The sequence below is a fragment of the Flammeovirga sp. MY04 genome, assembly GCF_001682195.2.
GTDB lineage: Bacteria > Bacteroidota > Bacteroidia > Cytophagales > Flammeovirgaceae > Flammeovirga > Flammeovirga yaeyamensis.
The window spans coordinates 4,943,277-4,965,649 of record NZ_CP003560.2; the positions used below are offsets into that span (position 1 = coordinate 4,943,277).

General features: G+C 33.1%; 18 protein-coding genes. 5 read left to right on the top strand and 13 right to left on the bottom strand.

What is annotated here, in order from left to right; genetic code table 11:
- The first annotated feature begins 108 nt into the window (after positions 1-108).
- Complete coding sequence (locus MY04_RS19860; protein WP_169662798.1) at positions 109-654, top strand: hypothetical protein; 546 nt, start codon at positions 109-111, stop codon at positions 652-654.
- Between the two features lie 56 nt (positions 655-710).
- On the opposite strand, the gene MY04_RS19865 is transcribed toward MY04_RS19860, so the two are convergent.
- Both MY04_RS19865 and MY04_RS19870 read right to left on the bottom strand, forming a co-directional pair.
- Positions 711-2,765, bottom strand: coding sequence for a sugar-binding protein (locus MY04_RS19865; protein WP_084005982.1), 2,055 nt, complete (start codon positions 2,763-2,765; stop codon positions 711-713).
- A 264-nt stretch (positions 2,766-3,029) separates the two neighbouring features.
- The gene (locus MY04_RS19870; protein WP_066212639.1) at positions 3,030-3,974 is read right to left on the bottom strand and encodes a hydrogen peroxide-inducible genes activator; all 945 of its coding nucleotides are present in this window, start codon (positions 3,972-3,974) and stop codon (positions 3,030-3,032) included.
- A 292-nt stretch (positions 3,975-4,266) separates the two neighbouring features.
- On the opposite strand from MY04_RS19870, the gene MY04_RS19875 reads away from it, so the two are divergent.
- The 3 genes from MY04_RS19875 to MY04_RS19885 all read left to right on the top strand — a co-directional run bounded on the left by MY04_RS19875 (position 4,267) and on the right by MY04_RS19885 (position 6,031).
- Entirely contained in the window at positions 4,267-4,677 is a 411-nt protein-coding gene (locus MY04_RS19875) for a 6-pyruvoyl trahydropterin synthase family protein (RefSeq protein WP_066212641.1), read from the top strand.
- The gene (folE, locus tag MY04_RS19880; RefSeq protein ID WP_084005983.1) at positions 4,637-5,368 is read left to right on the top strand and encodes a GTP cyclohydrolase I FolE; all 732 of its coding nucleotides are present in this window, start codon (positions 4,637-4,639) and stop codon (positions 5,366-5,368) included. Before MY04_RS19875 ends, folE begins: the two co-directional genes overlap by 41 nt.
- Before the next feature lie 126 nt (positions 5,369-5,494).
- Positions 5,495-6,031, top strand: a complete 537-nt coding sequence (locus MY04_RS19885; protein ID WP_158297790.1) for a hypothetical protein — start codon at positions 5,495-5,497, stop codon at positions 6,029-6,031.
- Positions 6,032-6,252: 221 nt separating this feature from the next.
- Here the strand turns inward: MY04_RS19885 and MY04_RS19890 are convergent, their stop codons facing one another.
- From MY04_RS19890 to MY04_RS19905, 4 genes are all read right to left on the bottom strand, one after another.
- Positions 6,253-7,470 carry a T9SS type A sorting domain-containing protein gene (locus MY04_RS19890; RefSeq protein WP_066212647.1) on the bottom strand — a complete coding sequence of 406 codons (1,218 nt, stop codon included), beginning with the start codon at positions 7,468-7,470 and terminating at the stop codon, positions 6,253-6,255.
- A 169-nt stretch (positions 7,471-7,639) separates the two neighbouring features.
- A complete protein-coding gene (locus MY04_RS19895) occupies positions 7,640-8,932 on the bottom strand; it encodes a hypothetical protein (RefSeq protein ID WP_066212650.1) in 1,293 nt (430 codons plus the stop codon).
- 82 nt (positions 8,933-9,014) lie between these two features.
- Positions 9,015-9,716 carry a RadC family protein gene (gene radC, locus MY04_RS19900; protein WP_066212653.1) on the bottom strand — a complete coding sequence of 234 codons (702 nt, stop codon included), beginning with the start codon at positions 9,714-9,716 and terminating at the stop codon, positions 9,015-9,017.
- Positions 9,717-9,850: 134 nt separating this feature from the next.
- Entirely contained in the window at positions 9,851-10,468 is a 618-nt protein-coding gene (locus tag MY04_RS19905; protein ID WP_066212656.1) for a hypothetical protein, read from the bottom strand.
- 1,179 nt (positions 10,469-11,647) lie between these two features.
- Between MY04_RS19905 and ctlX the strand changes: the two genes are divergently transcribed.
- Positions 11,648-12,589 (top strand): citrulline utilization hydrolase CtlX, encoded by a 942-nt coding sequence (gene ctlX, locus MY04_RS19910; RefSeq protein WP_066212660.1) that lies wholly within the window; start codon positions 11,648-11,650, stop codon positions 12,587-12,589.
- Here ctlX and MY04_RS19915 read toward each other — a convergent pair.
- The 7 genes from MY04_RS19915 to MY04_RS19945 form a co-directional block, all read right to left on the bottom strand.
- Positions 12,586-13,722, bottom strand: coding sequence for a hypothetical protein (locus MY04_RS19915; RefSeq protein WP_158297791.1), 1,137 nt, complete (start codon positions 13,720-13,722; stop codon positions 12,586-12,588). The genes ctlX and MY04_RS19915 overlap by 4 nt on opposite strands.
- 188 nt (positions 13,723-13,910) lie before the next feature.
- On the bottom strand, positions 13,911-14,867 hold the full coding sequence (gene metF / locus MY04_RS19920; RefSeq protein WP_084005984.1) for a methylenetetrahydrofolate reductase [NAD(P)H]: 957 nt from the start codon (positions 14,865-14,867) through the stop codon (positions 13,911-13,913).
- Between the two features lie 287 nt (positions 14,868-15,154).
- Positions 15,155-15,859: a hypothetical protein gene (locus MY04_RS19925; protein WP_066212665.1), complete on the bottom strand. Its 705-nt coding sequence runs from the start codon at positions 15,857-15,859 to the stop codon at positions 15,155-15,157.
- Positions 15,860-15,870: 11 nt separating this feature from the next.
- A complete protein-coding gene (locus tag MY04_RS19930) occupies positions 15,871-16,884 on the bottom strand; it encodes a transaldolase family protein (RefSeq protein WP_066212670.1) in 1,014 nt (337 codons plus the stop codon).
- A gap of 28 nt (positions 16,885-16,912) precedes the next feature.
- Positions 16,913-17,758 (bottom strand): 3-deoxy-8-phosphooctulonate synthase, encoded by an 846-nt coding sequence (gene kdsA, locus MY04_RS19935; RefSeq protein WP_066212673.1) that lies wholly within the window; start codon positions 17,756-17,758, stop codon positions 16,913-16,915.
- 119 nt (positions 17,759-17,877) lie between these two features.
- The gene (gene kdsB / locus MY04_RS19940; protein ID WP_066212676.1) at positions 17,878-18,633 is read right to left on the bottom strand and encodes a 3-deoxy-manno-octulosonate cytidylyltransferase; all 756 of its coding nucleotides are present in this window, start codon (positions 18,631-18,633) and stop codon (positions 17,878-17,880) included.
- 90 nt (positions 18,634-18,723) lie between these two features.
- Positions 18,724-22,257, bottom strand: coding sequence for a S8 family serine peptidase (locus MY04_RS19945; RefSeq protein ID WP_066212678.1), 3,534 nt, complete (start codon positions 22,255-22,257; stop codon positions 18,724-18,726).
- Positions 22,258-22,373 lie beyond the last annotated feature (116 nt).

Here is a 22,373-nt window from a genome sequence, read left to right on the forward strand (position 1 = left end):
TGGCATAGTTTTTCGATTTTTTGTTTATTAGGTGAAGTGACATTGAAACACTTTATCTTATATACAAGTATAATAACTTATAAGCGTAGTATTATTTTTTTAAACTTTATGGGATTGAATGTCAAAATATTAAGGTATTTATTTTTCATGTTCCTTTTATTTGGATCCACCTTAGCCCATGCTCAATATTATGATGATGAGCAGATGATTGAAGATCCATTAGTTAAACCTCACATATGGTCTCAACTAAAAGAAAACCCAACGGATGAAAATTTATGGGTAATGTATTTTGGTAAAGATTTGTTTGATATCACTGCTGAAGAATATCAACTTTATGAAATTCTTAAAAAAGATCTATTAAATGCTGATAAAGATTTTCAAGCACAACAAGAGCAAGCTAAAATAAACAGAGCATTATCTCGTGCTCAGGTAACACAAACTGAATACGAAGATTGGACAAGAAATATAAATCTTAATTTCGGTCAAATTGAACTGTACTTTACCGATAAGTTTTCAGAACTCGGTAGTGAATACGTTCCTTACTCTGAACTCTACGAAGAAGGAGAATATAATCTAACTCAGTGGGTAGATGAACACGAATCCAGACTCAAAGAGTTGCAAGATCTACAAGCCATCAATAACGGTGATTATTAAACTATCGGTATTGATAAAAAAATCCCATCAGTTGATAAGCTGATGGGATTTTTTATTTATTGTTTGATGATTCTCTTCTTCATCACTTCTCCTTTTACATATACGTGGAGGATATATACTCCAGATTCAATATCAGATAGTTGAATGCTATTGGTAAATCCGTTAATAACACACTTTCCATACATATCAAACAGTTTAAATTGCTCTATTTCAGTAGTACTTCTAATAGTCAATCGATTTGATGTGGGATTGGGAAATATAGAAATATCTTGATGTTCCAAACGATCCACAGAAGTAATATCTTGAGTTTCTCCTACAATATAAAATTCAGCAGCCGCTGTAAATGGTATATCAGGATCGTTTTGGGCTTCTGATAATGCCACCAATTTCATGTAACGTCCAGTAGCAGGTTCATCCAAAATAATTTTTTGAAGAATTTTATAATTCTCAACTAAATTATCTCCCCAGACGAGAGTTCCTTTTGCAACAGGATCTCCCCATTCAGAAGAAGAATTACTGATGTAGACCTCATAATCTCCAATCGCTCCATTTGGACCATAAACATCTTGTCGGTTGTAATAATGTACTTCTTCAATGTGATACTCCTGCTTCATATCAATTTGAATTTCGTGAGGAAGTGCCGTTTTTTGATCTCTCCATTCCGTATGCCAAAAGGTTTCCATATCATCATCAATTGCATTTTCAGCAATACCATTGGTGTCTTCGCTGTCAACATAAATAATTTCCCAACCTGTTTTAAAAGGATAATTATATGTTTTTTGATCAAGTTGTATGGTACCGAATTTTCTTGTGTCTTCTTTGGCTAGATTTTTACCAGTACTGTTTGCCCAGTTTAACTCATTTTCTATAAGAAGATTGGCATCTCTATCGATAACAGAGATTTCAAATCCCATTTTTCTAAGTTCAAGATTAGATACATCAGTAAGAATTCCATTCCAAGGAATTTTAGCTTCCAATAAATAACCAGAGGCATTCGTGGTACTTGTATATTGAATGTTGTCGTCATTTTCGGCTTTCCAATTCCCAATTTTGAAGTTTTCGTTGTTTTCTGCTCCATATTGTAAGCGAATCATTAGATCATCGTCATATACACCGTTTTCTTGATGTGTATTATTAGGGTTGAAGTACAGTTCAATAGCATCTCCATTTTCTTTATCCGATGAAGGGTTAAATACTTTAGGGAAATCATCGGTGACTTCTGCCAAGAGATACAAGTATTCTAAATCATAAGCTAATTTGAAAGTGTAATTTAGATCGCTTACAGTAGAAATTGCATTTCCATTTACTTCGTAATTTCCTTTTTCTGCTTCTACATAATCCCAAAGGGTCTCTACTTCACCATCAATTGTAATAGGAGTTTCTAATTGCTTGATTTTATATTCCCTTTTGGCCGCATAATCTTTAAAAGACTCATCTTCACATTCCAATTCAGCTGCAGGTGTGTTAATGTTCATAGCGACATTACCTTTGTCAGCTTGGTACAAAGCGATTCTATCGATTGGATGAAATTTAGATCGGCCGGCTACTTGAATTTCGTAAATTCCAGGGACTTCAAAATATGCATAAACATTCATGCCGTTGACTCCATGATGTTCCCCGAAACTATTCCAAGACCATTTATCAAGATCTTGAATCCACATTTTAATAAAATGATTACCATTCACCACTTTAGCACCAGTGCTGGCTTTAATACCGTAATATTCTGTGGCTTCCACTTTTATCCAACTGTCGTTTTCTTCATCAAATTTAACGGCATTTTTACCATTTCTAGATCGCCATTTTACTTGATAAGTTCCCGGATTAGAGATTTGAATTTTGTATGTGATAATACTTTCTTCAACAACACTGCCGTAACTATTTTGCCCTTGAAATTCTATATGGCCATCACCCAATGCGTCTTCATCAAAGGAGTTGGTAAGTAGCCAATAGTCGTTTAGAGTGGTGTTTTCTGCCTCAAAGACAACATATCCGTCTCGTTCAACGAATACGTTTTTTTCGCATTCTTGAATAGTGGTTTGAGCATGAAGAGGAGTGGACAAAAAAGCGAATACCATGCATCCCCAAAAGATGAATTGTAGTTTTTTATTCATAAAGTTAAGATTGAAGTAGCTGTAGTTAAGTAAGCAATTATCTGATTAGTTAAGTTAGTTCAAATGCTTCATTTACAGCTTTTTTAATAATTCATTTCGGTGATAAATTTAATAGGGTAATGAGGGTATTTGCGGAAAATTTTATCGCTAAATAGTGGGGGATAAAAATTTATATTTCTACAGGAAAAGAGGGGGAAACAATGATACGTCCCCCATTTGGATCCATAAAAAAAGGATGAAATTTTTCAACTTCATCCTTTTTAATTATCTCCATTCGACTACACTTCCCCTTTCACGGGTGAGCATTTCTTTAGGAACATTTTCTTTTATAGTTTCTTCTAAAACTTTGATTAAACTGGCTTTGGCAAAGTTTCTAGCATACACTAAACTGACTTCTCGCATTGGTCGTTCCTCTGCAAAAGTCCTGATCTGATCTTTTCCATCTTCAGGAAGTAAATCAACGGCCAATTCAGGAAGTAATGTAAAACCTCCTTCTTTATCGACCAATCGAATTAATGTCTCCAAAGATCCGCTTTCATAAGAAATAGGTAACGAACTGTTCATTTTATTTGTACGCTGATAAGAACAAAGATTAATCATTTGATCTCTAAAACAGTGTCCCGCCGAAAGTAGCCATATATCTGGAGAAGCCACATCGTTTAAGCTGACTTCTAACTGCCCCTCAAATTTGTAATGTGGATTGGTGTACACCATAATTTCCTCATATAATAGAGGAAGCTCATGTATCCCATTTTCGTTGATAGGAGTGACTAACAATCCGACATCAATTAAGTCTTTATTTAACTGACTTATGATTTCTTCTGTTTGAAGTTCCTTAACGATTAATTTGAGGTTAGGGTATTTTCTGGATATATCACCTACAAATAAAGGTAAGAGATATGGTGCTAGCGTTGGGATAACACCCAATTTTAGTTCACCACTAATTTCACCTTTGTGCTGAAGAATTATATCATCAATTTTTTTAGATTCTTGAAGTACAATTTTTCCTTGTTCGATAATTTTTTTTCCTATCTCGGTAGGTATAATGGGCTGTTTACCTCTATCAAATATGACAACATCAAGCAGTTCTTCGAGCTTTTTGATTTGCATACTTAAAGTAGGTTGAGTGACAAAGCAAGCTTCGGCTGCAGCCGAAAAACTTTGGTACTGATCAACAGCTATTATATATTCTATTTGTGTGATTGTCATATGATCATTAATTTGTCATAAAAATACCAACTTAAACACTTCAATTGAAAAAATTAAAAAGTCATTTTTTAAAAACATTTTATTTTTTTGCTTGTTATGCTTTATGTGAAGAGGATTTAACAATCATTTAGATCAGTTTCTAATTACTAACCCCTGTTGCAACATCATTTGTGATAATGTTCGTAAACTTATCACATTTGAATTTAGGTAATTAAAGCTACTCTTGTAACTTTGTGACTTCCTTTATGGTACGCTTTTGAAATTGGTCAGAAACGATCTAACATACTAATTAATGAAAGTAACAGTATCAAGGACTGCACATTTTAATGCGGCTCATCGCTTACACAATCCAAACTTGTCGGATGAATTAAACAAAAAGATATTCGGCAAATGTAATAACCCGTATTATCATGGACATAACTATAACCTTACCGTTAAGGTAACAGGTGAGATCGATGAAGTAACAGGCTATGTTATTGACATGAAAATTCTTAGAGATATCATTCAAAAACATGTTCTTGATAAATTCGATCATAAAAATTTAAATGAAGAGGTGGAAGAATTTTCTTCTTTGAATCCAACGGCAGAAAATATTTGTGTTGTGATTTGGCAACTACTGAGAAATCAGTTGGAAGAAAAATTTGACCTAAAAGTAATATTATATGAAACAGAAAGAAACTTCGTGGAGTACCCATCAATCTAAGGCAATTGCCCAGAATGGTATGGAGGTCTACAGAGAATCAGATATAGATGAAATTGGGGATAATCATGTTGGTACATCTTACGATACACCAATGAAAGAAGATGCCTTTGAATTGTCTGATGAAGAGAAAATAAATAAAATTTCAGGTCATTTTCGTGAGATTATGGATACACTTGGACTAGATCTAACGGATGATAGTTTAAGTGGAACTCCTAATAGAGTTGCGAAGATGTATGTGAAGGAAATATTTAGTGGTCTTAACCCAGAAAATAAACCTGACATCAAGCTGTTTGACAATAAGTACAAATATGATGAGATGTTGATAGAAAAGAATATTCATTTCTATTCTAACTGTGAACATCACTTTGTACCTATTATTGGATTCGCACATGTTGCTTACATTTCTAATGGTAAAGTGATAGGACTTTCTAAAATCAATAGAATTGTTCAGCATTATGCCAAACGTCCTCAAGTACAAGAGCGTTTAACAGTACAAATTGCGGAGGAATTGAAAAGAACATTAGGAACAGAAGATGTTGCGGTATTAATTGATGCGAAACATTTATGCGTTTCTATGAGAGGTATTGAGGATACTTACAGTGCTACTGTAACATCTCATTTCTCTGGCAAATTTAAAGAAGCTGATACTAGGAAGGAGTTTTTAAGTTTAGTACCAAAAACTTCTGAATAAAATATATCAAATAATAGAAGAAGAGATGATTACAATAGTGGTCATCTCTTTTCTTTTTAATGAAATCCTATTAATTTGTATAACACAATAATTCTATACTAAAAACTTAGTGCTCTTCATAAACCTATGAAAAAATTCCTGTTACTTATATCGTTTCTATTTTTGTCTACTTTATCATTTGCTCAATTCCATTTTGGAATAGGAGGAGGTGGTAGTCAAGGAGTAGGAGATCTATCGCCCTTTTCTAACTTAGGTTACAGTGCCTATTTGGAGTTAGGTTATAATGCAGGTGAGAAATGGGATGGAATACTTTCTGGACACGTAAATGCTTTTGCAGCAGTTCCAGTCGACCCTTCACTTACTCATGTATGGTATCAAGTTCCTATTATGGCATCTGGTAGATATTATATTATCGGAAAAGAGGGTACTTTGTTTCACCCTTATGTCCAAGGAGGAATTGGAGGTGTAAAAACTTATTTTTTAAATATACGAGGAACAGGTCAAGATCCTGAGCTTATCGATGACTTTTGGAGTTTTGGTATAAGAGGAGGTGTAGGAGCAACTGTAGCCATATTTAATCTTCAGTTAAACTATTTGTATTCGGGGCAATATCAAGGATATACTCTAGGTGCTGTAGATTTTACAGTTGGATTTTATTTCTAATAAAAAAACAGTCCCTATAGAATAGAAACTGTTTCAAATTTTCAGTTCAATATGTAAAACTCTTTTAATAATGGGCTGAGAATAAATCTCAATATCTTGAGTTCGCTTTTCAAGTAATTTTAATATATATCACGTATTATATTTATTTGAGTTCATTGCGTTAAGGAATATTTAAAAAAAGCTTCATTCATAAATTGAATGAAGCTTTTTTTGATGAACTATTAATGTTGGATAATCACCTCTTTTTTAAAAATGGACTTCCCATCTTCATTTACTAAAAGTACATATATTCCATTTTCTAATTCTCTTACATTAAGTTGCTTATGGTACTCATTTGATTCCCGTTCATGAGTGACCGGAATTTTTTGTCCTGTTGATATGTGAACTAGTTCAACATCCATTTGTTCATTTTCAGCCAGGTCATCAATTTCTATATGTAAAACATCAGCACAAGGAACGGGGTACACATTCAGTATTCGTTCATCATTAATATGAGAGGAGATATGAATTATTTGTGACCAGCTTTGTTCTTTGCCATCTAAATCTGTTTCAATTAACCTGTAAGTCGCAGTACCAAATTTTACATTTTTATCAGTGTAATTGTATTTAATACTAGTATCAGAATTACCAGCAGCCTTAATTACAGTTACATTTTTAAACTTCTTTCCATCATAAGAACGGGTAATTTTAAATGATTTAGAATTGATTTCGGTAGCTGTTTCCCATTCTAAAATAACGTTATTTTCCTCAACTTTTGTTTTGAAATAACTCAATTCAACAGGTAAAGCTATGCCTGCCATAGAGTTTGGAGCATGGGTTTGGATAAGTTGTTGAATATTGGGTGGTACTTGATTTACATTGTCAGGAGTGATTTTTACCACATGATTTTTATTAAAAAAAAGTTCTTTTACTTGAGTAGAGGGACCATAGTAACTGTTACCATTATTTGAACCACCTACTTTATTATCTATTGAAGCCCAACCATGTCTTCCTCCAAAAATATTATTTGATGAAATAATATTACCTAATACTATTAAATTAGAATTAGGACCAGAATGGTAATTAACGGCACCTTTAGTTTGAAGGTTATTTTCAACTAAAAGATCACCATCAACATGAAATGGTAATTTTTTATAGTTATTACTTGGAGGTCCATGTTTACTAACGTAAGTGACATACCCATTAATTGTTAAAGTGCCATGTATAATAAGAGTACCTTTATTCTCAATAATAAAATCTTGATGTGGTTTGCCATTTGAATAAAAACTTTGGAAGTGACCATGGCTTCCTTCAATAGTTAGATCTCCATTTACAATTACTTTATCTCCACTAGCTACATAGAAATTCCTATAATGTCCACCAGCAATTGTTCTTTCAGTAGTAAACCCCTCTAAATATATAAATGATATTATGAGAGTAATAATTATTCTTAAGTGCATAGTATTTCTTTTAGGTTGTTTATAATCAATTATTTAATTCTTGATAAAGAATTGTTGTTATTTAATATATTAACTGATAACCGAGTACAATAATTCTTTCTACTTCATTAGTTGACTAGAATGATAGTAAGGATAAAGTAGAAAAGATAGCTTTTAGGTTCATGTCAATTTATTCTTCTTCGATAATTATAGCTTGACTATTCTTTAAGTTGCCTTTGCTGTTGGTAGCATAAATAACCACATTTCCAGAATAGATCAATTGTTCTTTATTTTTTACTTTAAGTATATAGTTTCCGGCAGGGTAGTGATGTACATTAAAAATTCCTTTGTTGCCTTCTATAGTAGGTTTAATATCCCAAATACTTTCATTTTGAGTATGATGTAATTTAATATCTAAAGACTTTGGATCTTCAAACTCTAGTTGAAGGATTAATTTAAAGTTGGTAGGGTTGGGTGAAACTTTTGCGACACCAAACTCTTCTCTATCATTTTTTCCTGCTGGAAGATGTCTTACCCAAATAAATTCTTCTAAATCTTGTTGTACAGTTCTAAGGCGATAATAATTTTCTTTGTTGGTATCAAAATTCTTGTCTTGTAGTTCGTATGGAGATATTTCTCTAACATTTACCGCTGCGGGAATTTCTCCAATTGAAACATAGTCTACTCCATTTTCAGATTTTTCGACAATGAACTTTGAGCAATTTTTTTCCCTGAGCGTTTCCCAATAAATAAATGCTGTTTGATTGTTCACTTCGATATCAAAAAAGTCGACAATCGTAGGCCTTCTCAGTCTATTAGATTTAATTCCTTTACATATTGCTTCATTTCCTTCACATTCAAAAGAAGAAATCTTTTTGATATCTCCAGTAATATTGTCTTTGAACTTATTTCTTATGTAAAACTTACTTTGAACATCAATAGAAGCATTATTCCCAAGAAGTAGACTTCCTTTTTTACTCACAAAGCCAATATCGATATATGTACTTGAAATCTGACCTCTGATATCTGCAGTATAATCATCAATTTTTAAAAATATTTCGTGAGCATCTATAGTACCTGTTTCCTCTAAAGTAAACTCTCCTTGATGTGCAAAAATATTTATCTTCTGAGCAGTTAATTTACCTTCAATGATTAATGCAGCTTTATTGTTAATGGTTAATACATTGTTGACTAGTAAATTACCTTGGTTGGTAATCGTTAATTCACTCCCTGCAGGGACGTCAATACTACCTACAGAAACATGATAAGATCTTGTATTAAAATCGATTATAAAGAATTTTTCTTTTACTGAAATAAAGCTGTTTTTATCAGGAACTACTTTTGGGGACCAATTATTTGGATTTTCCCAATCATCGATTGAAGTATAGCGTTCTAGTACTGGTTTTATATTTTGAAATGTGCTCTCAGCAAACCCTTCAAAAGCAAAGTATAAGAGAATAGAGAGTAGGAAAGTAAATCTCATATTTAAAGCAATAATAGTATTTGGTAGTTCGAATATTTTATAACAATAAGATACTAAAATATTACTAATAAATTTAGGATAGCTATAAAATTCCCTCGTCAGCAAAGCTAAAATATTTCTCGTTCCCAAAAATTAGGTGATCGAGTACGGGTAATTCCATAAACTGACCTGCAGCTTTTACTTTTTTTGTGAGTGAAATGTCTGCCTGACTTGGCTTTACATTTCCAGAAGGATGATTATGTGAAAGAATTATAGAACAGGCATTTTTCTCCAAAGCTTTTTTGAATATTATTTTAGGGTCAGCCACTGTACCTGTCATTCCCCCCATAGAGACCTTTTCAGTTCCTAATACTTGATTACCACGGTTAAGGAGTACAATCCATAATTCCTCGTGATTAAGATCTAATAGGTGTTCGGAGAGTAACTCGTAAATATCTTTCGAACAGGTAATTCTAACTTTTTCTTTGGTTTCCTGAAGTTTTCTACGCCTTCCCAGCTCCAATGCTGCTGTAATTGTTACCGCTTTTGCATCTCCAATACCTTGAATTTGTTTAAGGTCTTTAATACTAAACCCCGCTAAAGTGTTTAATTGATTGTTGGCAGCATTTAATAAAAGCTGAGCTACGGTAATTGCAGACATTTTTGGTGTTCCTGAGCCAATTAATAAGGCAATAAGTTCTGCGTCGGATAAAGCTTGACGCCCTTTTAATAGCAGCTTTTCTCTTGGACGGTCTTCTTCTGCTAAGTTTTTGATACTTAGATGTAAGTCAGTTTCTGTGTACATAGTATTAAATCGTTAAGTTGAGCAATAAGAATGTAATAATAGGAAAGTTTCTTATAAAACAAAAGAGGTTAGCACTGTATGCTAACCTCTCCAATAAAGTATGAAATGAAATGAATTATTACTTATATTTTTAACTATTTGATGATTGAGAATGAATCTGAGTAAGAAACACCGTCGATAACCATCTCTGTAGTATATGTACCTTGAGGCAATGTTGATAAGTCAAAACGCTTTACATTTTTAGCACCTGCTAAGAATTTTGTAGAGTAAACTGACTCACCATCTTCTGTTCTAAGGTTTAATTTTACAAAACCTTCTACATCATTACCGATGATCAAGTTTAATTGATCTTCAACGATTGATGCTTTGAACTTTTGATCTGAAGTAGCTAATTGATAGTTCATCATTACTGCTGTTTTATTTGAAGTAATGTAAAACTCTCTAACTAACATTTTGTCTTCGAACTTTAATTTGAAGTTATATTTTCCTTCTGGTAATGATCTAAAGTTGATATCCTCTTTTACTTTTCCAGAAGCAATAACTGTTTTTTGCATAAATACTTTGCCTTCTGCATTAGCTATTGAGAAATTAACTTCTTCACCTTCTAAATTTTCTAACATTAATGTAGCTGAAGTTCCATTTGTTGAAGCTTTGAAGAAATAAGAGATTCCGTTAAATGGTAAGTAAACTTCAGTAGCAAATGAACTTAAACTTAATAATAACGCTGCAATGATTAATGATAACTTTTTCATGTTTTGATATATTTTGTTGTGTGTATATAAGTTTCAAATTTTTGTTGTACTTCCCGATTGAGTACATGACAAAGGTGTAGGATTATTTTCTTTTGTCAAAACTAAAATCAAAGAAATTTTATAAGTGTATTTTGCCTATTTAATAATTTAATATTTCGTTCTAAATACACTTTATTCTTTTTTATTCATTAAGTGTACTTTGATCCTATTAGAATCTATTACATATCCTTTCTATATCAGCTTATAATTTTAAAAGTGTACGCGCTTACACTTAAAAGAAAAAAATAAAATTTTATTGTTAATGAGTGTTAATGGTATTTTTTATTTCAATTTTCATCTAGAAAGTCGACTAAAAAATGAAAAAAGAAGAGATTTAAATCTTCAGTAAATCTTATAAAAACACTGTTTTTAAGGGTTTTAACCTGCGTTTTGACAGTTTTTTAATAGTTTGTAATACATTTATTGATTTTACTGGAAATGATTGTGAACTAATATTCATTTTTAGTTTTTAAACAGTTCACACTAGGTTAATATTGTAAATTGTTTGAAAATGACCATGAATAGAATATAGGGTGTTTTGAAATTTGATAAAAAATACATGGGGTATTTTGACACTTTTTATTTTGCCATAAGGAAAAAGTGATAACAGAAAATAAAGAGGAAATATAATTCTGATATAAATGGAGTATTTTTAAGTTTAACTGAGAAATAAAAAATGAATTATAAAAAATATGGACAACAAAAAAGAGGTTACCACTGAATGATAACCTCTCCCAATAAAGTATGAAATGAAATGAATTATTACTTATATTTTTATCAGTCTTAAAGACTGTTGATATCTTAATCTTTGTTTGTGAGCAACTCTTTTCCGTTGATCACATTACAAATATGGGGTATTAATTTATTTTGTCAAAATTATTTACCACAAAATTTTATAAGTGTATTTTAACACTTAATATCTATTTATTTTGTATTGACTACACTTAATACATTTTGATTCATTAAGTGTAAGTTTATCCTATCTGATTATTTTTATATTGATGAATATCTCTTCATCTTTATTCGGTAAGGTTATAATCTACACTTATTAATTTTTTTTCATTTTTTTTAAAAAAAACTTTTATTTGTCTCTATATCTTTGACAAAAGTCATTGATTTATCCTTACTTACTCATAATAAATGCATTATAAACATAACTCTTCTAACCATATTTTAATGGTAAGACCTGCATCCTTTGGTTTTAATAAGGATACAGCTGTGGATAACAAATTTCAGAACTTCGACGAGATTAAAAATCTGGATAACCTTGAAGAAAAAGCACTATCTGAATTTGATAACTATGTGAACTACTTAAGAGAAAATGATCTTGATGTTGTTGTTGTAGACGATACTCCAGATCCTTATACTCCAGATGCTTTGTTTCCTAATAATTGGTTTACAACTCATAAAGACGGAAGAATCTGTCTTTATCCAATGAAACCGCTAAATAGAAGGTTAGAGCGAAGAACAGATGTGATCGAAATGCTAGAAATGTGCTTTCATGTTTCTGAGGTGATCGATTTATCGAAAAACGAAGAAAATGATATTTTTCTAGAAGGAACAGGTAGTATAATTTTCGATAGGGTGAATAAAGTAGCTTTTGCTTGTCGTTCTCATAGGACAGATGAAGTTTTATTTCGTGATCATATGGATAATTTGGGTTATGAACCCGTATTATTTGATTCGGTCGACGAAGAAGGTACTCCAATTTATCATACCAATGTGATGTTGTCGATTGCATCAGATTTTGTGGTGGTATGTGGTGAATCTATGCCAGATCCAAAGGAAAAAGAACAGCTTTTTGAAAAGTTCAGGAGTTTAGGGAAAGAAATAATTGATGTTACCTACGAACAGTTAAAAGGTTTTACCTGTAATGTACTGGAAGTGACTAATTTAAAAGGAGAAAAAACATTAACGATGTCAACAAAGGCGTATCATGCCTTTACTGATCAACAAAAAGAAGCAATGTCTAAATATGTAAAACTTCTGCATTCCTCATTAGATACTATTGAAATAGTTTGTGGAGGTGGTAGCCGTTGTATGATGGCTGAAATATATTTAGATGAGCAACTTTATGTCTAATCAACTTTTCTTCTTTGTTCTAGTATTATAAGTGATATATGTGTTAGTGTACTTAAAAATAAAATTTTGTAACGACTTAAAGATCCAAGATTAGGACTAGCAATACCCATAATACCTATAAAGAAAAGAGTACATAAAATTGAAAATATAAACGCTCCTATCAAAAAGGGGCGTTTTTTTATGTTTTCTATTTTTGTGAATTGGAAGATAGCAGAAGCAAATACGATCAAGACAATCAAATTTTCTATCAAAGAATACCATTGAAATAGTGTTTTTGATGAATTCCAATTACTTAATTCAAAAGCACCTATTAATGCAGAAGGAAAGGAGATGATAAAACCACTTAAACTGCCATCAAAATAAGGAAGTTCAATAGCAGTACCGTCTTTAGAAGTACTATATAATTTAATGTAATTTGTTTCTAACGTCGTTAAAAGTCTCTGATAATCAAAATGATAATGAATTTTAGGTAATAGTAGTAGTATAAAAATGATAAGAACAATAAAAGCAAAATATGTTTTTATGTTCACTTTACTATTTGATGTATTATTTCTAAACATAAATTGATTTACACTTAGCATCAAGAATAGATATAAGAAATAATAAAACTTGATTTGCAATAATAAAAAGGCAAAAAGTAAGTGAATAAAAAGTAGAGGCCAATTGATTCGTTTTTCTTTTTCAGTTTTCACCCAAAATCCTGCAATTGAAAAACAAATACCCATACAAATGGATTCTTTTATAATACCGCTGCTCCAAAAAGCAAACGATGGAAGAACGATAAAGGGAAGAATTAAACTAAAATGTAATTTTGGGTTATACTTTTTAAGGGTATTTATATAGAACCATATTCCCATAAACGAAAAAGTGCTGAAGAATAAACCACTAATCCAATAATTATTATTGGTGAATATATTTATCAAACTGAGCAGAATACAAAAGATAGAAGTAGAGGCATTACTTTTTAAAAGTTGACTTTGTATATGTTCAGGGTAGTGGTAGGGTCTACTAAAAATATAATTGATATACTCCGAGGGCTGGTTTATTGCTAATTCAGAAAGAAATTTGGCGTCATTAAACAAAGCAAACGTATCTCCCCCTTGATAATAATAGGTATAAATAATACCGACCATACTACCTAATAAGAGTTTAGTCAGTAAAAATGGAAAATATAATTTACGAAAAGCCGATTTACTTGTGAATTCCGATTTCCAATGAAAGTAAATCAGTATAATGAATAGAAGTATGCCAATCCAAGTCATAAAAAAAGCAATCACCCCTTTATGGAATGATTGCTGAAATATAGTGATATTTTGATATTCTAGAATATAGCTTCTGCAATATCTTTTACAGAAGTAGATCTACCCATAGAATAATAATGCATACTAGGTACACCAAATTCCATTAGTTCTTTGGCTTGCTGAATACCGAATTCTATACCCAATTGCTTTATAGCTTTATTGTCTTTACACTTTTCGGCTTCTTTAATCAGTTCCTGAGGGAAATCTAACTTAAAGATATTAGGTAAAAGTGTTAACTGTCTTTTTGTCGTCAATGGTTTTAGACCTGGAATAATAGGGACTGTAATACCAGCCTCACGACACCTTTTTACAAAATCAAAGTATTTTTGATTATCAAAGAACATCTGAGTGACGATGTACTCAGCACCTAAATCAACTTTTTGCTTTAAGTATTTTATATCCGTATCTAGGTTACTTGCATCCATATGTTTTTCAGGATAACCCGCAACACCCATACAGAATCCACCTTTAAAACCAGATTCAGCATACATGAATTCACCTTTATTCAATTGATCTACATGTTCTACCAATTCAGAAGCGTATTTATATCCTTTTGGATGAGGAGTAAATGCAGCTTCTCCTTTAGCAGCATCACCTCTAAGTGCAAGGATATTTTCAATTCCTAAGAAATTCAATTCAATAAGAATATTTTCCGTTTCTTCCTTAGAAAAACCACCACAAATAATATGAGGTACGGTGTCTACATTGTATTTGTGCATAATTGCAGCACAAACAGCAACTGTTCCGGGACGGTGTCTCTGAACAGATTTTTCAAACAATCCGTTAGGAAGTTCTTTATAAACATACTCCTCACGGTGATAAGTTACGTCCACGAACGCTGGATTGAATTCCATTAGAGGATCAATAGCATCAAATAATGATTGTATACTTTTACCTCTAACAGGTGGGAGTAACTCGAACGAGAACAAAGTTTTCTTCTCCCTTTCAGCTTGAATTAAACGATCTATAACTTTCAAAGGCCCTTTATTTAATGTTTGTTTGAAACAGTAAGTAGAAGTTACATAGTATGTATAAAATGTTTTCTACTCAATCGGACCGTAAATTTATTTTTAACATTCGCTATTCCCAAATAGATGGTGATAAATTTCATCAAAAGCATCAATTATTTTAAGAAATTCACAAAAAAGGATAGTATTTCTTGAAATATGTTATAAAAAAAGAGAAGCATAAATGGCTTCTCTCTAAGTATCTTATATAAACTATAGATCATCAAATACCTATTTGATAGAATATAAATAGCGTTTTATTCAAAAGGATTAGAAGGAATGAATTCCCCTTTATCATTTTTAAAATATTTTGTTTCTATCTGCTGTCTTAGGTTGATATAAGTGGCATAATCTCCTTCAAATTCGACTCTTTTATCGATGGTTTCATCAAATCGATCTAAAAGGCATAAAGCCACTTCAGAAATTTCTCTCACTGCATTGTTGTTGCCTGGATTTCCTGTGATATAATCACAATGTCCATTCATTCTACAGTATTCAGTAAAGAGAGGACTGCCGTCACGGCCAATCATAAATCGAGCACCTACTGCTTTTGCTAAAGATATATCCAAAATATCATCAAAAGTAAACATAATTTCTTCTGGCTGAACACCAGAAAGTTCGTCTACCAATGGCAATACTTTTACTTTATCTTTTACTAGATAGCAAACAGCATCCAAATGTTCTCTTTTTGCCCATTTAAAAGCCGCTTCGTTGTATTCTCCTGTAACAACGGCTGTGAAAGGTATTTTACCATGTTCCAAAAAATAGCCGAAACGTAGCATATTTACACCCATAGAGTCCACTTCGGAGAAAGGACTTGGCATATTTCCACCTTTAACGCCATTATTAAAAACGCCATCCCAATCGAAAATTAGGCCTTTTACGTTTTTCAATTGCTCTAAAAGAGAAGAGGAGGGTGCTACGAACACTCCTCCTCCTTCAACAAATAATTCTTCTCTCATAAGAGATTATATTATTTTACGATATCTTGAACGTCTAACATACCAATAGCTTTACCGTCTAAAGTAACTACTAGTTCGTCAACTTGCTTTTCTTTAATCAAGTTATGCGCAGCGAATAACAATTCGTGAGCATCGATAGAAATAGGAGCAGTAAGTCCTAATTCGTTTACTTTGATACCAGAAACGTCACCACCTTTCTCAGTTACTAAACGACGAAGATCGCCATCAGTAAAGATTCCGATAGGGTTTTTCTCAGCATCAATTACTGTAACTGCACCAGTTTTGTAAGTAGTCATAGCTACTAAACAATCAGCAACTGTAGTTTCAGCAGTTACCGTAGGGTTTGTTTCAGAAATCGCATCACCTACGCGTTCAGTCATTAAACGAGTATCGTTGATGAACTGATCAGTACCGATTTTCGTGAAGTGGTTATCAGTTAACTGTTTCATGATTTTCCAAGGTACAGTAATCGTGTGAACACCAAGTTCTACAGCATCACGGATGTGTTGGATTGTACGAACTGATGAGAACATGATTTTAGTATTGTAACCGTAGTAGTTTACAGCTTCAACACATTGCTCTACTAAACCAAGAGCGTCGTGACCTTGATCTTGAAGACGACCTACAAGTGGACAAACGTAAGTTGCACCAGCTTGCATAGCCATATATGCTTGTTGTAAAGTATATACTAAGTGAATATTTACTTTAAAGCCTTCTTTAACCAACATAGAACAAGCTTTCAAACCTTCCATTGATACTGGAATTTTGTAAACTGTTTTGTCGCGGTCAAGACCTAAAGCTTCTTGTCTTTTTGCTTCTGCAACAATTTCCTCAGCTGTATCACCTAAAGCTTCGATTTGAAGTACAGGTACAATTTTAGAAAGTTCTACAATAGTTCCATCGATGTCTGTAATACCATGACGCGCCATGAAAGTAGGTGTCGTAGTTAATCCAGTCATGAAAGGTAACTGTTGGAAACTTGATTTGATCTCGTTGATCTCAGCAGAATCTAAATATAATTCCATTCTATAAGTATTTTACTATTATTTTATCTTAATGATTAGGGCTATTTCTATAGCTTAATTCAATATTATGAATTTCAATTAGTGGCTTTAAGAATTCCTCTAATTGTGTTACTTCTAATTGAGAAGCGGCATCACAAAGTGCTTCTGAAGGACATGGGTGAGTTTCGATAAATAAACCATCAACACCTGCAGCCACACCTGCTCTTGCCAAAGTACCTAAGTATTGACGAGCTCCTCCGTTAGGATCCGCAGAAGGAATACCATATTTACGGATAGAGTGAGTTACATCAAAAACAACTGGGTAATCTGTTTTTCTCATTTCGTAGAAAGAACGAGGGTCAACGACCATATCGTTGTAACCGAAAGTGAAACCTCTTTCTGTTAAGATGATATTTTTGTTACCTGTAGATTCTACTTTTTGAGCTGGCTTGATCATGTTCTCAGGAGCCAAGAATTGACCATGCTTGATATTCACTACTTTACCTGTTTCCGCTGCAGACACTACTAGGTCTGTTTGCATACATAAGTAAGCAGGGATTTGAATGATATCCAATACTTCAGCAGCAGGTTTCACCTGATCTGGGTAGTGAACATCTGATACCAATGAAAAACCGAATTCGTCTTTTACTTTTTGAAGTATACGAAGACCTTCCTCAATACCAGGACCCCTGTAGAAATCTACAGAAGAACGGTTATCTTTTTGGAAAGATGCCTTGTAGATCATAGGAATGTTTAGGCGTTCCGTTACTTCTTTTAACTTTTCAGCAGTTTTTAACATGATGCTCTCGTCCTCGATAACACAAGGTCCAGAGATCAGAAATAATTCGTCGGCTCCACAATTGATATCGCCAACTTTTACTATGTTTTTACTCATTTGTATTCGATTGCTATTTATAGTGGAATACCCAAAAAAAAGAGGTGTATTCCAACAAGCCGCAATTTAAAATTTTTTTGAATTAACGACCAATGATTAACGTTAGGTATTTGTAAATTTTATACTAACTCTTGCATAATATTCCTCACTCGTTCCAAATCTTCTTTTGTATCCACAGGAATACTGTCGTGTTCTGTAATTCCGACCTTAATTTGGTAACCGTGTTCTACCCAACGAAGTTGTTCTAAACTCTCTAATTTCTCCAATGTTGTAGGAGTTAAAGTAGAGAACAGTTTTAGGGCTTCATCGGTATAGGCATATAATCCTAAGTGCTTGTAAAAAGTAGTATGTTGCATCCACTCACTACGTTTTTTCCCTCTAACCGTAGGAATGACTGCTCTACTAAAATAAAGTGCATTTTTATTGTGATCGAAAGTCACAAATACTTCACTATCGTTTTCTAAATCTTGCTGATGTACCACAGGAGTTACCAAAGTGGCAAAGTTGGTTTCATCATCAAAACTATTGACTAATTCTGTTAAAGTAGAAGGTTCCAATAGTGGTTCATCACCTTGGATATTGACTACGGCATTGAATCCCGCAGAAGTTTGTTTGTTCACTAGTTCAAGCGCTTCAAGACATCTTGATGTTCCATTTTCGTGATTTGCCGAAGTCATAATCACTTTACCGCCAAAAGACTCTACAGCATCAACGATTCTGTGATCATCAGTGGCTACATACACATCTTCAATCGCGACTTTAGCTCGTTCATACACGTGTTGAATCATCGGTTTACCGCAAATATCTGCTAGAGGTTTTCCCTCTAAACGCGATGAACCGTAACGTGCAGGAATAAGTCCTAAAAACTTACGCATACTAAATATTTGGTTCTTATTCTATTAGGCTACAAAGGTAGCACTTTTGCAATAAGTGATATCATTTAGGTTGTAAATAATAACACTATTTTAATCAATGGAGATCTTCCAGGTGTAACTGCCTCCATTTGCTTGCCCTCTGAGTAGATAGGTTTTTGAAGATAGATGCTGAGGAAGATAAACAGTATATTTACTTCCATCCATCACATAAGGTACATGGGCCTGAATAAGTGAACCATCAACTTGAAGTAGATCAAAGGTAATTTGACCAATACTTGATGGAACAGTAATATTCACCCAACCGTTTTTAATTGGATTTGGATATAAAATACTATTCTCCAATAAAGAGACCACTGAAGAATTAGGGTTGTCAAGAAAAACTTCAATTTCTTTTGTGACAAAATAAGTACACCCTGCTTCGTTGGTAGCAGAGAGTCGGATTTCGTGAGTACCCTGTCTACTAAAGTTGATGTCTACACTTGCTTGATCGTTGGCATTTAGTAACTCTCCATTATGATACCACTGCCAAGAAACGGCATCGTCTGTTTGTGCTAGAGTGGCAGTAACAGCACCTCCAACATAAGAGGAATTCTCTGATAATAGGAAGTTATTAATACTATTTTTAACAAGTACATCAATACGTAATGAATTATCTATACTGTTATTGACTGCACAAGTTACATAGAAAGTGGTGTCTCTTTCTAAATCTTCGAGAATAAGAGATGAACCTGTATATACCGGCGAAATCATAAGTGGGTTATCGTAGAAATTAAATGTACTACAACCATTAGGGGAAACAATTACTTTAGTATTTCTACAAACATTCATTGGAGTAGTTGCAGAAAGATAAGGGATAGCATCTCCAGTTAGTTGAACTAAGTCACCATCATATACAAAGCGTCCCTGTGATTGTACATAATAATAATCGATACTATCAATAAGTACTTGGAAAAGTCGGCCTCTACCTTTTAACACTTTAGTATTGCCTTCCAATTTGTATAAAGCTAAAGAATCGAATGTTGTCGTTCTAATGTTCACCATTTCACCTTCATTCGCTACTTGATGAGCTATTGAAGGAGAAGGTCCTTTTAGCCAATATTCAGATGCTTTTTGTGCGGAATCTAATTGTGTTCTTATTACATCAATACTTTCTCCAACAACAAATAAAAATCCTACATGTACAGTTTCATTTAGTTTCACATCTGCTAATGCTGTTCCTAGAGCGGTGGCAATATTTGTCCCTCCAATAGTACTGTATCCAAGTACTTCGGTACCAATGCCGTTGGATAGAGTGGTTATTTTTTCTGCGTCTGTATAATCATTACTAATATCGATTTCAGAGTTGATAGGACGCATAATATCCATATTTTGAAGATGGACAGTCTCATTTCTATTTAATAAACGAATGGCACCATTCAAGAAATTATTAGAATGAAAGGCGTAAACTGTTTGCGTTACCGGATCATAATAACATCTGGAACTGTCTTCCTGGAAAGGTAGATCATTACCTTGATAACTAAAATTCCAGTCTGTAAATAGCCCGATTGCTAAAGAGTCTAAATCCCCAGTACCATTATTGGTAATTTGATACTCGGTAAAAATGGCTCTATCACGGTTGGTTTCGAATTTGCCAAATAATCTTTGAGTGATATTTAATCCAATAGGATCAGTCGCATTACCATCTTCATATTGAAATAGATATTCAGAATAAGGATAAACAGGATCTGTAGACGATGTTGTTACTTGTTGTATGGTATTAGTTCCTCTAAAATCAGACGATCGAATATTGTTATCACTATCAGTATAAGCTACATCAACTACTTTGTTGTTAGCTACTACCATAAGACCTGTAGATTTAGTCATTGGATGAGAACCAAAGTTTAATCCATGAGCAGTACCTAAAGTACCGTCAGGTCTAAAATAACCGTTGATATTATTGAGACTGATGTATTGCTGTAACGTGAGGTTGATTTCTATATTTTGCCAATCGTAATAGTTATTTGCTTCATCATAAAATTCTATTTTGAAATAATGATTTTCATGAAGATTGGTTAAGAGTCCTAACTTAAATACAAAAGGATTAGGGTTGTTGGTTATTTGGGATTCTAATATTTGGCCAATTGTAACTTCATTAGAAACTGCAGTAATATTTGGGTCGTATGGAGTGAGTTTTACTTTGAGGTTGCTATTCCCATTGAATATATTTTGAATATCCATGTTGATTTCCATGGAGTCTCCAGCAGCTAAAAAGATATCACTAGAGTTCAATTTGTTGTAACGAATATTACTTGCTCGAGCTACGTGTATATTATCTTTTCCGGTTAAAGCTCGATGAGCATCAACAACTCCATAACCTTGTAAATATTTTAGACCATTATTCGCAGCAACATCGTAAAAAGTAGTATCTGAGGTATATCGAATTAACTCAGCCACTTGATAAGCCTTTAGATCAGGAAATTCTGAACGAATCAATCCTGCAATACCTGCAACCGTAGGAGAGGCGTAAGATGTTCCAAATTGATTGGCATAGCCAGAATTATGTGTTGATAAGGACCCATCAGCAGCTGCAACATCGATTAAATACCCTCTAGTTCTACCTGTATTTTCTCTATTTTGATTGACTCCTGTTACTGATAAAACATTTTCATAAGAAGCAGGGTAATAATCAGAAGGGACATTACCATGAGGGTCATTACCTGCAGCAGCAATAAAGAGAATGTCATATTCAGGTGTTTCAGAATAATAATTAATCACTTCTTGATAAGAAATTTGATTACTACCTCTACTACCCCAAGACATATTGACAATCTTGACATTGTTTTGCTCACAAGTGTATACTAGACTACTTAGGCGGCTTCTAACGACGGGTAAATACGTACAGTTAAAACCACTACCAATAACACCTAGATTATTATCGCCAGTAGCAGATGCACTTCCAGATACATAAATACCATGTGCGGTACCAGTTAAATCATTGGAGTTTCTTTTAAAGTTCCATCCATGTATATCATCAATATAGCCATTATTATCATCATCAACTCCATCAAAACCATTTGCTTCTGCTTCATTTACATAAAGATTACCCATGAGATCCTCATGCGAAGTATTAAAACCGGAATCATGAATACCAATGACTACATTTTCATCACCTCTACTAATGTCCCACGCTTCTGTAAGATTATGTAATGGTATAGAAAACTGTTCACCACTTCTAGTATCATTAGGAGTATATAAATCGTTTACATATTCTTCTATTTCTACATATTCAACTAGTGGATGTTCTTTTAATTTTTTTATAGCGTTTTCTACACTGCTTCCCGGCTGTAATTCAATTTCTAAAATATCAGGATAGGGTCTTGGAAAAAAATGTTCAGTAGAAAGGTTTCTTACTCTTCTTTGAATAAGGTGCATGTAAAACTTAGGTTTAAGCATTTTGGCGGGCTCATCTTTATCCGATAAATAAGATCGAGACCATGGACCTAAAACTTCATTTTGATCGCTTTTAAGCTTTACATAAAGGACTGTATTTAGATTATCTTCAGAATTTTGTGCAGATAGAATAGTAGGAAACAATGTGACTCCTATAAAAAATAAGAAGATATGTAGAAATCTCAATAATTTCATAAATGGGTTCTATAGATAGTGATAAGCAGTTTTACAACTGGGTGTTATTGAAAAAATATATGTATAAAGTAGCGTCTATCAATCCATTAACCAATTGATAGCTTCACAAATATACT